12 protein-coding genes and 1 pseudogene are annotated in these 12,788 nt (G+C 58.7%); 5 read left to right on the forward strand and 8 right to left on the reverse strand.

What is annotated here, in order from left to right; all coding sequences use genetic code 11:
* Nucleotides 1–43 precede the first annotated feature (43 nt).
* Nucleotides 44–631: a BUD32 family EKC/KEOPS complex subunit gene (locus NZ453_RS07460; protein ID WP_263769854.1), complete on the reverse strand. Its 588-nt coding sequence runs from the start codon at nt 629–631 to the stop codon at nt 44–46.
* A 94-nt stretch (nt 632–725) separates the two neighbouring features.
* On the opposite strand from NZ453_RS07460, the gene msbA reads away from it, so the two are divergent.
* From msbA to NZ453_RS07485, 5 genes and pseudogenes are all read left to right on the forward strand, one after another.
* Entirely contained in the window at nt 726–2,588 is a 1,863-nt protein-coding gene (gene msbA / locus NZ453_RS07465) for a lipid A export permease/ATP-binding protein MsbA (RefSeq protein ID WP_263769855.1), read from the forward strand.
* 3 nt (nt 2,589–2,591) lie between these two features.
* A complete protein-coding gene (locus tag NZ453_RS07470; RefSeq protein WP_263769856.1) occupies nt 2,592–3,917 on the forward strand; it encodes a UDP-glucose dehydrogenase family protein in 1,326 nt (441 codons plus the stop codon).
* Complete coding sequence (locus NZ453_RS07475) at nt 3,914–4,927, forward strand: NAD-dependent epimerase (protein ID WP_263769857.1); 1,014 nt, start codon at nt 3,914–3,916, stop codon at nt 4,925–4,927. Before NZ453_RS07470 ends, NZ453_RS07475 begins: the two co-directional genes overlap by 4 nt.
* Nucleotides 4,928–5,014: 87 nt before the next feature.
* Entirely contained in the window at nt 5,015–5,761 is a 747-nt protein-coding gene (locus NZ453_RS07480) for a glycosyltransferase family 2 protein (protein WP_263769858.1), read from the forward strand.
* A 391-nt stretch (nt 5,762–6,152) separates the two neighbouring features.
* Nucleotides 6,153–6,527 (forward strand): annotated as a pseudogene (locus tag NZ453_RS07485) (TVP38/TMEM64 family protein); the annotation flags it as partial.
* A 93-nt stretch (nt 6,528–6,620) separates the two neighbouring features.
* On the opposite strand, the gene cydX reads toward NZ453_RS07485, so the two are convergent.
* The 7 genes from cydX to NZ453_RS07520 all read right to left on the reverse strand — a co-directional run bounded on the left by cydX (nt 6,621) and on the right by NZ453_RS07520 (nt 12,748).
* Nucleotides 6,621–6,722, reverse strand: a complete 102-nt coding sequence (gene cydX, locus NZ453_RS07490; RefSeq protein ID WP_263769860.1) for a cytochrome bd-I oxidase subunit CydX — start codon at nt 6,720–6,722, stop codon at nt 6,621–6,623.
* A 20-nt stretch (nt 6,723–6,742) separates the two neighbouring features.
* Complete coding sequence (gene cydB / locus NZ453_RS07495; RefSeq protein WP_263769861.1) at nt 6,743–7,879, reverse strand: cytochrome d ubiquinol oxidase subunit II; 1,137 nt, start codon at nt 7,877–7,879, stop codon at nt 6,743–6,745.
* Nucleotides 7,880–7,892: 13 nt separating this feature from the next.
* A complete protein-coding gene (locus NZ453_RS07500) occupies nt 7,893–9,428 on the reverse strand; it encodes a cytochrome ubiquinol oxidase subunit I (RefSeq protein ID WP_263769862.1) in 1,536 nt (511 codons plus the stop codon).
* Nucleotides 9,406–9,639, reverse strand: a complete 234-nt coding sequence (gene cydP, locus NZ453_RS07505; protein ID WP_263769863.1) for a cytochrome oxidase putative small subunit CydP — start codon at nt 9,637–9,639, stop codon at nt 9,406–9,408. The genes NZ453_RS07500 and cydP overlap by 23 nt, the downstream gene beginning before the upstream one ends.
* A gap of 425 nt (nt 9,640–10,064) precedes the next feature.
* Nucleotides 10,065–10,427 carry a CoA-binding protein gene (locus NZ453_RS07510; protein ID WP_263769865.1) on the reverse strand — a complete coding sequence of 121 codons (363 nt, stop codon included), beginning with the start codon at nt 10,425–10,427 and terminating at the stop codon, nt 10,065–10,067.
* 190 nt (nt 10,428–10,617) lie between these two features.
* Nucleotides 10,618–12,075: a lipopolysaccharide kinase InaA family protein gene (locus NZ453_RS07515; protein ID WP_263769866.1), complete on the reverse strand. Its 1,458-nt coding sequence runs from the start codon at nt 12,073–12,075 to the stop codon at nt 10,618–10,620.
* A gap of 1 nt (nt 12,076) precedes the next feature.
* A complete protein-coding gene (locus NZ453_RS07520) occupies nt 12,077–12,748 on the reverse strand; it encodes a lipopolysaccharide kinase InaA family protein (protein ID WP_263769867.1) in 672 nt (223 codons plus the stop codon).
* Nucleotides 12,749–12,788 lie beyond the last annotated feature (40 nt).

The following is a 12,788-nucleotide window of genomic DNA, read 5'->3' on the forward strand; positions in this document are numbered from 1 at the left end:
ACGGCTCGAAAACCGATAACGTAACCGTTCGGCGCGAGTCCACTCAGCGCTTACCCAACACAATTGACCGGTCGATCCAGTGTTTTTCCTCTTCGATTCCCTCGATACGGCGTATGTTTCGACGACGCAAGTAGTTTGGAAGGGAAGATCGGAAGATGCGCAGGTCCGAAAAATCAATGAGGCCCATGCGACCATCGGGCGATAGTATGACGTTACCCAAATGCAACGAGCGAAAATAGACACCGGCATTATGCAGGCGGACGACGAATTCGTTGAACTTCGCCTTTAGTTGCCGCTCTGTGTCGTCCCCGAGGCCGTTGCGCATTAAGGCGCGCAAAGGGGCGCCGGCCAGCGGTTCGTAGTGCACGGCATCACGCCGAATCGAGTCAATCCGCATGACGGCGATAATCTTTGGCACCGGTATGCCGAGATTCGAAAGCGCTTCTGCGTTGTCCGCGAAACGCTGGGCGTAGGGATACCAGGCCGCCGAAGATAGAAGGCGCTTGCGCCGAAATAGTTTCAGATAGCTCCCATCGGGCAAACGAAGAACTTTGTCACCGTAATAGTCGTCCTCTATGACCTCGGCGCCTTCGCGCATGGCCAGATAAGCGGGATGATCGAGTTGTATCATGCAGTTGTGTCCAAAAACGGCCAAACGCCCGGTGCCGTCGAGCTAAAGTGCGACATGCTACTATTTGCGCCCGAAACGATCCCGCGCGAGCAACATGCAGCAGACAAGTCCAGATACGCCGTCCTCCCTGAAGATATACCTACGATTGTTAGGCTATCTCAAGCCCTTCGTCGGCCATTTCACGGTCAGTATTCTTGGATATTTGATTTTCTCATCCTCGCAGCCGATGTTGGCTGGCGTGCTGAAGCTTTTTGTGGACGGACTGACGGCAGGATCGGCGGCACAGCAACAAGCCTTCCCCTTACTCGGCCGGATGGAATTGACGTACGGCATCCCGCTTCTCGTCGTTCTCATCATCCTATGGCAAGGCCTCGGGTCATTTCTCGGCAACTATTACCTCGCTCGCGTCTCGTTGGGGCTGATCAATCATCTGCGACAAAGACTCTTTGCGAGCCTGTTGCATCTTCCAAACACCTACTTCGATAGGCACAACTCCGGCCACCTCGTTTCCAGAATCACGTACAACGTCACCATGGTCACTGGCGCGGCGACGGATGCCGTGAAAGTGGTCGTCCGCGAGGGAATGACCGTCGCTTTCCTGTTCCTCTATCTGCTTTGGATGAACTGGAAGCTAACCGCTGTGATGGCCGCGCTACTCCCGGTTATTGGCCTCATGGTGAACAGCGCCAGCCGGCGGTTCCGTAAACAGAGCCGAAAAATCCAGGCTTCGATGGGTGATTTGACGCATATTGCCTCGGAGACGATACACGGCTACCGCGTGGTGCGCAGTTTCGGCGGAGAGGATTATGAATACGCCCGTTTCAGCCGGGCCAACGACGAGAATACGCGCAAGGAACTTCGGATGGTGCGTACGTCGGCGACGTTCACGCCGGCGTTGCAACTCGCTATCTTTACGACGATGGCCGCCGTACTGTTCCTCGTGCTGCTTCTGCGCGGCGACTCGTCGGCCGGTGATCTAGTCGCCTACATCACCGCGGCGGGGATGATTCCCAAGCCGATACGCCAGCTTTCAGAGGTAAGCGGCACGATTCAGAAAGGGTTGGCGGGAGCCGAGAGTATTTTCGAACAACTCGATGAAGCCCCGGAAACCGATCGCGGCACCGTGGAACGCGAACGCATTGAAGGCCGCCTAGAGGTCCGCAATCTCACGTTCCGTTACGCTGGTAGCGAGCGCGTCATCCTTGATGATCTGAGTTTCACGATCGAGCCTGGACAGATGGTCGCGCTGGTGGGCCGCTCCGGTAGCGGTAAATCGACGCTCGCCAGTCTTATCCCACGCTTCTATCACCACGCCCAAGGGAAAATTCTCATTGATGGCATTGATGTCGAGGACTACACGCTGCGTAACCTCCGTCGCCACATCGCCTTGGTAGCCCAGCAAACTTCGCTGTTCAACGACACTGTGGCGAACAATATCGCCTATGGCGATTTGGCCGGAGCACCGCGTGTGGAAATCGAGCGAGCGGCGGAAGCAGCGTATGCGCGGGAGTTCATCGATCAATTGTCAGAGGGCTTCGATACGCTCGTGGGAGAGAACGGCGTGCTGCTTTCTGGCGGCCAGCGGCAGCGACTGGCTATTGCACGCGCAATCCTGAAGGACGCGCCGATCCTGGTGCTCGACGAAGCCACATCCGCTCTCGACACCGAGTCTGAGCGCCATATTCAGAAGGCGCTCGACCGAGTGATGGCAAACCGGACGACGTTGGTGATCGCCCACCGCTTGTCGACCATAGAGAAAGCCGACGTCATCATGGTGATGGATCAGGGGCGAATCATTGAGAGTGGTTCGCATGCAGAGCTTCTCCGCGCCGGCGGGCACTACGCGCGCCTGCATGCGATGCAGTTCAATGAAAACGAAACGGAAGAAACGAAGAAGAGCCCGAAGACGACAATCGGGATGGAGATTAATCAGCCGCATGAACATTCGAAAGGATAAAACGTGAAAGTCACGGTTGTCGGGACCGGATACGTCGGTCTGGTTACAGGCGCCTGCCTCGCTGAGGTCGGCAACGAAGTTTTGTGCCTCGACGTGGACGCGCGCAAGATTGCGACGCTTCATGCGGGTGGCATTCCGATCTACGAGCCCGGACTGGAAGATGTCGTCAAGCGGAACGTGGAGGCGGGTCGGCTTTCCTTCACTTGCGACATCGAACGCTCGGTGCACTTCGGTGACATCCAGTTCATCGCCGTGGGGACACCACCCGATGAGGACGGTTCTGCCGACTTGCAGTACGTCGTTGCCGCTGCCCGCAACATCGGGCGCCACATGACGTCGTTCAAACTCGTCGTCAACAAGTCGACAGTTCCGGTCGGAACAGCCGACCGAGTCAGGACGGTACTGCGTGAAGAGCTCGACAAGCGTCGCGAGAACCTGGAATTCAGCGTGGCGTCGAACCCGGAGTTCCTCAAGGAAGGCGCCGCCGTTGAGGACTTCATGAAGCCCGATCGCATCGTGATCGGCACCGACGACGAGCGAGCGACGCAGATGCTGCGCACGTTGTACGCGCCGTTTCAACGCAACCACGAACGGTTGGTCGCGATGGACATACGATCCGCTGAACTGACGAAATACGCGGCGAATGCGATGCTCGCCACTCGCATCTCGTTCATGAACGAGCTAGCGCTGCTCGCCGAAAAACTGGGCGCGGACATCGACCGCGTTCGTCGCGGCATTGGGGCGGATCCGCGTATCGGCTACCACTTCCTGTATGCGGGATGCGGCTACGGCGGCTCGTGCTTCCCCAAGGATGTGCAAGCGCTGCGCCGCACGGCCGAGGAGAGCGGAATGCGCTTGCGCGTTCTCGACGCCGTGGAGCAGGCCAATGAAGCGCAAAAGACGGTATTGATCGAAAAAATATGCACGCACTTTGGCGATGATCTCTCTGGTCGGCGCTTCGCACTGTGGGGCCTCGCGTTCAAACCGAACACCGACGACATGCGTGCGGCGCCCAGCCGGACGATGATCGAAGAATTGTGGAAGCGGGGTGCGAGCGTCTCAGCCTACGACCCCGCCGCAACGGAAGAGGCACAACGGATCTACGGCGCCCGGCCCAATCTCACGCTAACCGACGGTCCGATGCAGGCGTTGGAAGGCGCCGACGCGTTGCTCGTCGTCACTGAATGGAAGGCCTTCCGTAGCCCTAACTTCGACGAGATGAAAGCGAAGCTCAAGAACCCGGTGGTTTTCGACGGACGCAACCTGTACGACCCGGCCGCGATGCGCGAGCAAGGGTTTGAGTATTTTTCGATTGGCAGGGCGGTATGAAAGTATTGGTAACTGGAGCGGCCGGATTCATCGGCATGCACGTTTCGAAATTGCTCCTTGAACGCGGTGACGAGGTCGTCGGTATTGATAACCTGAACGATTACTACGATCCCGAACTGAAACGCGCGCGACTTGCACAGCTCAGCCCCTACAAGAACTTCCGCTTTGTTCCGCTCGATGTGGCGGACGGACCGGTGCTCGCATCGTTGTTTGCTCAAGAACGGTTTGCTCGCGTCGTCCATCTCGCGGCCCAGGCTGGCGTCCGTTACTCGCTGACCAATCCTCAGGCCTACGTGCAGAGCAACCTCGTTGGATTCGGCAATATCCTCGAAGGCTGCCGGCACAACAAGGTTGAACATCTGGTCTACGCGAGCAGCTCGAGCGTCTACGGATCGAACACGCGCATGCCGTTCTCCGTTCATGACGAAGTCAACCACCCGGTAAGCCTCTACGCGGCAACGAAGAAGGCGAACGAACTGATGGCTCATAGTTACAGCCATTTGTTCGGACTGCCGACGACCGGACTACGTTTCTTCACCGTCTACGGCCCGTGGGGCCGGCCGGACATGTCCGCGTGGCTATTCACGACCGCGATTCTCGAAGGTCGGCCGATCGACGTGTTCAATCACGGTCAGATGCAGCGCGACTTCACTTTTGTCGACGACATCGCCGAAGGTACGGTCCGGGTTCTCGACCGAACCGCGAAGCCCAACCCCGATTTCGACGGCGACCGGCCGGACCCCGGCAGTAGCCGCGCTCCCTATCGCGTCTACAACATCGGGAACCACCAACCAGTCAAGCTAATGGATTTCATCGAGACCATCGAGAAGGCGCTGGGTCGCGAAGCAAAGAAGAACTTGCTGCCGATGCAAGCGGGCGATGTCCCCGCTACCTATGCCGACGTCGACGATTTACGCCGCGACGTCGGATTCGAGCCTAAAACACCCCTTGCTACCGGTATCGCCCGCTGGACGGAGTGGTTCTGCGAATACAGGAAACAGACAGTCTGATCCCGTCGCCCTACGGTAAAATCTGCGTTTTGCGCGTCAGCCGTTTTACCCGAAGCGACGGCAGCCAACCCGACCATAAACCATAAGATGAGCAACGCAGACTCAAAACCCGCTGAGGAAAGTGGCGCCCCCCGCCTATCGGTTGTGGTGCCCGCCTACAACGAAGAAGAAAACATCGTTCCGTTGGCGCAGGAGATTGTCGCTGCGCTGGAGAAATTGCCGGGCGGGTTCGAGCTGATTCTGGTTGATGACGCAAGTACCGACGCCACCGCTAACCGCATAACGCAGATCGGTCACCCGGCCGTCCGCGGCGTTTTTCATCGCGTGAATTGTGGTCAAAGCGCGGCCGTCGGGACGGGATTTCAAGCCGCGCGAGGTGAATGGGTTGCAACGCTGGACGGTGACGGGCAGAACGATCCAGCCGACTTGCCGGCGATGCTCGAGCTCGCGTTGAAAGCCGGGGTCGATTGCGTCACAGGAATTCGCCGTAAGCGCCGTGACACCTTCATCCGCCGCCTATCGTCGCGAGTCGCCAATGGTTTCCGCAATATGATTACGGGCGACAGGATCAGCGACAGTGGCTGTGGGGTGCGCGTCGTACGTCGCGCCGCGCTGCGCGAAATCCCGGTTTTCAATGGCATGCACCGCTTTTTGCCGACGCTATTGCGTGGACAAGGTTATACCGTCGAGGAAACGACCGTGAACCACCGCGAGCGTACCCGCGGCGTTTCCAAATACGGCGTTCACAATCGACTTTGGCGCGGCATCCGAGACTGTTTCGGTATCCGTTGGTATCTCAAGCGAGCCGTGCGCTCCGATCGGTTACGTATCTGAACAATGAGCGAGCCGGTGGAAAGTCAAAGCAACGGCAAGACACCGACCGTTGACGAGCAGGAGCAAACGGCAGAAATCGAGCTGGCGGCCCGTAATACCTCGCGCAAATTGCTGAGCCTCCTCGCACTCGGCGCCGTCTTGTTCCTCATTATTCACGTCACGCCCTTAGGCGAGCGGGTGCGCAACTGGGACACGCTCACCAAGCTTCTCGCAGGCGGCGGCCCGGAAGCTGCAGCTTATTTCGTCGTAATCAGCACGGTGCTTATTGCGCTCGGAACGCCCCGGCTGTTGTTCTACGCACTTGGCGGGCTGGTTTTTGGACTCTGGCAGGGCCTGATCTGGTCGACGGTGAGCAGTGTCGTCGGGTCATTCCTGACCTTTCCGCGCGGCGCGCTGGGGCAGCCGGGAGTGGTTGATCGAACGCTTCGGACAGAACCGCTTCTTCTCTCGCATTGCCGGCGCCCGGCCCACCACGGCGTCCGTTGCGCTGATGCGCATGCTTCCCGTCAGCAACGTGATCATCAATGTCGCGCTGGCGCTGAGCAGGGTCGGCAACCGCGCCTTCGTGCTTGGCTCGCTGATCGGTTTTCTACCCCAAGGCGTTGTCGCGGTCGTCATTGGAAGCGGGATCGCGCACGACGTGCCGTGGGCGGGAGCCATCCAGATCGGCGTTGCCGCCACCCTGCTACTCGGGATTCTCTACTGGACGTCAAAGAAACGTCGGAAGCCGCCAGAGCCGGAAGCGACGTCGGACGCGCAGCACTAACTCACCGCGCCTCAAAGCGTTCCTCCGGGGAGAAGCAAACGTAGGCCTGCATCTCCTCTCCCCTCTCCGTTGCCGCTTGAGCCCCCTCGATACTCAGCTCTGCTCCCGTTCATCCTGTGACTCGAGCCACATGGCGTTGACGATGCTCAGGAGTACCGCGAAGCCGAGCCCCAGAATCCAGGTGAAGTACCACATGAGATATCTCCCTTCCGTGATTAGTAGACGACTTTGTCGTTCTTGACGATGAAGTCACGCGTGACCTTGCCCGCCATCACCCGATACGCCCAACCGGTGTAGGCGACGACAATCGGGGTGAAGATGAGCGCTACCCACAACATGACGTTAAGCGTGAAGTGGCTCGACGTCGCGTCCCAGGCCGTGAGGCTGGCTTTGGGCATTTCGGACGAGGGCAGGACGAAGGGGAACAGCGCGATGCCTGCGGTCAGAATGACCGACACGCAAGCCAGCGATGAGCCGATAAAAGCCAGCAATGTCAGGCCTGCACGGATGGTAAGCAGTACGATAATCCCTCCGAGGTAGGCCAGCGCCGGAACTAACCAAAGCACTGGGTGTTTCCCGTAGTTGGTAAACCAGGCTCCAGGCGCGCGCCCGACTTCCTTCATCAGCGGATTGATCGACGCGCCGACATCGCCGATCGATTGAATGACGTAGCCGTCGATGCGTGACACCCACAGGCCGCCGAGTGAGAAGGCCACCAGCAGAACGACGGCGACAATCTGGGCGGCCTTCTTTCCCCGATCCTGCAGGTCGCCATCGGTACGGTGGGCAAGGAAGGTCGCACCCTGCAAGGTGATTAGCGAGAGGCTAACGACACCGAAGAGCAGCGCGAGCGGGTTGAGCAGTGCCCAAAATGAACCCGAGTAGTACGAGCGCATCGTGTCGTCGAGGCGGAACGGCACGCCGAGGAACAGATTGCCAAAAGCCACACCGAAGACCAGCGCGGGAACTGCGCTGCCTGCGAACAGTCCCCAGTCCCAGGACTTGCGCCAAGTTGGGTCGGGCAGTTTGGAGCGGTACTCGAAGCCGACCGGGCGGAAGAACAGTGCAAACAATACCAGCAGAAACGCCCAGTACATTCCGGAGAAGGCGGTGGCGTAAACAAACGGCCAGGCCGCAAAGATAGCGCCGCCGGCGGTGATGAACCATACCTGGTTGCCGTCCCAGTGCGGTGCGATGGTGTTGATCATCACGCGGCGTTCAGTGTCGTCTTTGCCAAGAAAGTTGAGCAGTATGCCGACACCCATGTCGTGGCCGTCCATGATGGTGAAACCGATCAGCAGGACGCCGACGAGCAGCCACCAGATGAGTTTCAGGGTTGCGTAGTCAAGCATTTGATCTTCTCCCTCAGGCGTTGTTCGGTTGCAATGCGGTCGGGCCGAGACGGGCGTACTTGAACATCAGGTACATCTCGACGATCAGGAGCAGGGTGTAGAAGCCAACGAAGCCGGCGATCGACCCCCACAGGCTGGCGGACGTCAGGGTCGATGCCGAGAGATGTGTCGGCAGCATGCCGAACACCGTCCAGGGCTGGCGACCGTACTCGGCGACGAACCAGCCGCACATGCAGGCGATCCATGGTGCCGGTAGGCTCCACAGGAAGGTTTTCATCAGCAACGGGTGCTTTTGGTGGGTGTTGTAAATCGACAGCCAGATCGCGGCGACAAACAGGCCGAGCATCAGAAAACCGAGGCCGACCATAATGCGGAAGCTCCAGAACAGCGGCGCGACTCTCGGCACCGAGTCCGTCGCCGCCTTCTCTATGATCTCTGGGGTGGCCTGGCGCACATCCTCGGCGTGACGCTTCACCAACAGGCCGTAGCCCATGTCAGCCTCGTGCGCCTTGAATTTCTCCTGCGCGGCTTTGTCCTCTGGGTTCTTCCGCATGTCTTCGAGCGCGATAACGGCCTGCACACCGGACGCGATGCGCTCCTTGTTCTTGGCGCGAATCTCCTGAATACCCGGAAGCTGTTTGTTGATCGAGCGAGTGGCGATCAGGCCGAGCATGAACGGAACCTTGATCTCCCAGTCGTTGGCTTGTTTCTCCTCGTTCGGCCAAGCCACGATGTTGAAGCCCGCCGGCGCCGGTTCGGTCTCCCACATGGCCTCGATTGCCGCGAGCTTGGATTTCTGCGATTCGGAGACGGCATAGCCGGATTCGTCGCCGAGCACGATCACCGATAGCGTACCGGCGATACCGAAGGCCGCGGCGATACGGAACGAACGGCGGGCGAATTCGATATGCTTGTTTTTGAGTAGATACCACGCCGAAATGCCGAGCACGAACAGCGCACCGGTGACATACCCCGCAGCCACGGTATGCACGAACTTGGACTGCGCAACGGGGTTAAGCACGAGCGCCGCAAAGTCGGTCAACTCCATGCGCATGGTGATCGGGTTGAACGCCGAACCGACCGGGTCCTGCATCCAGGCGTTGGCGATGAGAATCAGGATCGCCGACAGGTTCGAACCGAGCGCCAGCAACGCCGTGACTGCGAGGTGGCCGCGCTTCGAGAGCCGGTCCCAGCCGAAGAAGAACAGGCCGAACATCGTCGATTCGAGGAAGAAGGCCATCAGTCCCTCGATGGCCAGCGGCGCACCGAAGATGTCGCCCACGTAGTGCGAGTAGTAGGCCCAGTTGGTCCCGAACTGGAATTCCATGGTGATGCCGGTAGTGACGCCGAGGGCGAAATTGATGCCGAACAGCTTGCCCCAGAATTGCGTCATCTCCTTGTAGATCGCCTTGCCGGTCATCACGTACACCGATTCCATGATGACGAGGATCCACGACAATCCAAGTGTTAACGGAACGAATATGAAGTGGTACATCGCCGTCGCCGCGAATTGCAGGCGAGACAGGTCAACGACTGCCGAGTCGATCATTCTTGTTCTCCGTGGGTGGCTGGGATACCGTGGTCGCGATGCGCCCGCCCATGGCGTCTGCATCGACGGCGACTTTGTTCGGCTTGATGAACACGTGCCAGAGCAGCACGATCAACAGGATCTTGAGCACCAGAACGACCGCAAGTTCGCGCACCAGCATGACGCGATTCGCCTTTGCGAATCGTTCGTTGAAGAAGCCCCGATTTCTCATTGTTCTGGTTTCGGTGTATCGACGCCTGCCTCGAATGCTCGGCGTTGCGTCGATCAATTGCTATTTATCTTCTTGTGCGCCAGGCGGCAACCTGGCGACTGCACTGTGGACAGCTTAGGTGATAGAGCCCAAACGGCAATGGCTCGTAAATGACGCGAGGCTATCCACCTCTCATCTTTATATTCTTCAATAATATACTAATTTGTGATTTGTCAAAATCGATCTCGCGCTCGAGCCAGTATCAATAATCTGCTATGAGCCGCAATTTCTCTTGCTGTCGCAAGGCTCATACGGCTTTCGAACGTTCTCGACCGAAGCGTTTTTTGTTTGCGCTATATCAAAAACACGCCTCGCCCAACCGCTTTCCAATATTGAGGAACACGCCCGATGTTGAAACCGACGGCCCTTTGCCCACTTGTCCAGAATCAAAACTGATTGGTGCGTAGAAGAACCATGGTGCAGGCTTCGACCACCTCGATCCCGGCTTTCGACAAGCGGGGGTACTGGGTCGGGTTCTCCGCTCCAGGATTGAATATCACCCTACGCGGCTTGAGCTTAATGAGGGCATCAACGGTCTCCGCCTGCCGCGCTGCGCTGAGATACATGGTCACCGTATCGACTGGCTGATCGACTGCGGACAGGGAGGCAACAACCTTCCGGCCAAGAACCACCTCCTCTTTCGGCGCAATCGGGATAACGTTATGTCCGTACTCGAGGAGCATTTTCATCGCCTTGTTTGAATAGCGTTCCTCGTTCGTGCTGGCACCCACCACAGCGACGTTCTCCATACATTCTCCTTCGACGTTGGCAATCCGATCCCGCATGCCGTCGTGCAGTAATTGGGACTTAGACAAACACACGCGACTGCGTTGTGATAACGGAACAGTACATTTGGTTCTCGCGCATGTGCGGCACGGACGGAATTCGCCGGAGACAGCCGCAGTCCCGGACGTAACCAAACCTGTTCCGGAAGATCGATCAGGCCGGGGGCAAGACCTCATCGAGCCAGCATTGCTGCGGCGACGATACCGGCCAGTTCCTGAGCAGGCGGGCGCGGTCTCGTTGCCAAGCCCGTGTAAACCCACGCTCGGTTTGATGCTGCGTCATGGCATCGAGATCGATCATCCAGAGTCGCCCGCCCTGCCAGATCAGATTCGTCGCCTTCAGGTCTCCGTGAGAGATACGCAGGTGGTGCAGGGTCATAAACAAACAACTTATTGCAGCCGCCATATCGGAGGGCGGCGGGACGCCTGGGTCGAGGCAATCCAGCAAGTTTCGGCCCGGGCAATAATCCGTGATCAAAAAAGCCCTACGCCGTAATGGTCCGAGGCGTTCTTCTATGACGGCGATCGGACGGGGCGTCGCCACGCCGTAAAACAGCAAACGGTGCGCCTCGCGCCACGACCGCCATGCGCGGCTCGGCCGCCAAAGGCGCGACATCGCATGGCGCAAGTTCTTCAGGTTATAGCGCTTGAGTACCAGGGCACGCTGGCCGATCTCGGCCCTCGCCACCGTACATGTCCCGCCATCCTTGAGCAGCCGCCCGAGGCGAACAGCTTCGTCCGGATCACTCAAAAGCTGCGCAAAGCCTGGCCCGAGCTCTTCCTTCATCTTTCGGTCGGACACAACGAAGCGGGTTGCGCTGTGCACAACGGAGAACTGCGTGCATTCGCGCCCAACCTTGGCAAGAAAATGGTCTAGCCGCCTATGCCGCGCCCGCTCCACTTCGTTCTTTAAGGCAGCCATGTCGGTAGGGAATGCGCGCTGAACCTCCGCGTAGGATTTGACCAGATCACCGAGAGCGTCCTCGACGAAGAGCGGCAACTGGGCAATGAGCAACGCGAGATTGCTGAGCATAAGGCGCGACGAACCGCTACTTCCGCCAGCAAAGCTCGCCACCGCATCGCCGTCGATGATGAGCATCTTTTCGTCATGAACGAGAAAGTTGCCGAGATGCAGATCCGCCTGCATCAGGCCAGCAGAATGTAATCTTCCCAAGAGCGAAAAGGCCGGCCGAAGACACATGAATGCTGCCGACACATCTTCTGTCTCCGCCACCGGATCGAAGACCTGGTCGAGACCAACCGAACCGTCCAGGAACTCGGTCAACGCCACATAGCCACCGGCGCACAAACGCTCCGCGGCGACGGGGTGCGGCGTCGGAATCCCCGCCGTGACCAGTGCTTTCACCCCGCTCGCCTCTTTCGCCCCTCGCCGCTCCCCACTCGGCCCAATAAACAGCTTTGCCAACACGGGCTGGTCGTCGATCCTCGCTTCGCCAACCACGCGTTTTCCCGGAAGCACGCGCAACGGCCGCAAGAACAGAAGATCGGCCCCCGATTCGAGCGCAATGCGAAAAGGAACTCTCACGTCCCGCCCCATCGCCTCGAGGTCGGTCGCGCATAACAATGGCGGTTCGGGTCTGCTTAAGACCATGTCATTCGCGTCCGGCAAAGAAATCGAGAATCTTTCGTACGCATCGCTTGTCATCCGGCGTTAGGTGCCGATGCCCGGTATAGTCGAGATAGAAACGAAGTCGCTGCGTACGCGACAGGCGGTACTTGGCGATTTTGTCGAGGCACGCCAAATCCTTGATGATGCGGTATCTCAGGAAAGGCCCCCACCAGTACCCCCCGCTTGGGCAATCGATTAAGAATACCCGCGGCTCAGGGCCTTCCGTCACTAATAGATTGCGCCATTTCAGGTCGTTGTGCGCGAAGCCGGCCGAATGCATCGTTCTTGCCATTCGTGCTATTTGCAGCGCCACTGACCGTACCCACCGGCCATTTTGCAATCGCGCATCCCCGTTGTTCGCGATCCGCGCAAGGTCTGTGGTTCCCGAAATCTCTTCAGTAACCAGAGCCCCGCGTTGGAAGCCACCAAGGCGACGTTCGAGGCCGTAGGCGACCAAACGCGCCGTAGGTATGCCCCAATTCCGGAATGCAAGAAGGTTTTCCCATTCCTTGCGCACGCGGGGAAATGGCCACCACTGGCGCAATCCGAACCAGCGGCTTTTCGCATCCTTGCCGTTCCCCTGATACCGCTTGACGTAGTACCGGCGTGTGCCGACGCTGACCCGGATAACGTCGCTCAACGAGTCTGCGGCCATCGGGTCACCTTGCAATACGAACACGCGGTCAATGTCGGCA

Origin of the sequence: Propionivibrio soli (assembly GCF_025770765.1) — a bacterium.
In the GTDB taxonomy this organism is placed as follows: Bacteria; Pseudomonadota; Gammaproteobacteria; order Burkholderiales; family Rhodocyclaceae; genus Propionivibrio; species Propionivibrio soli.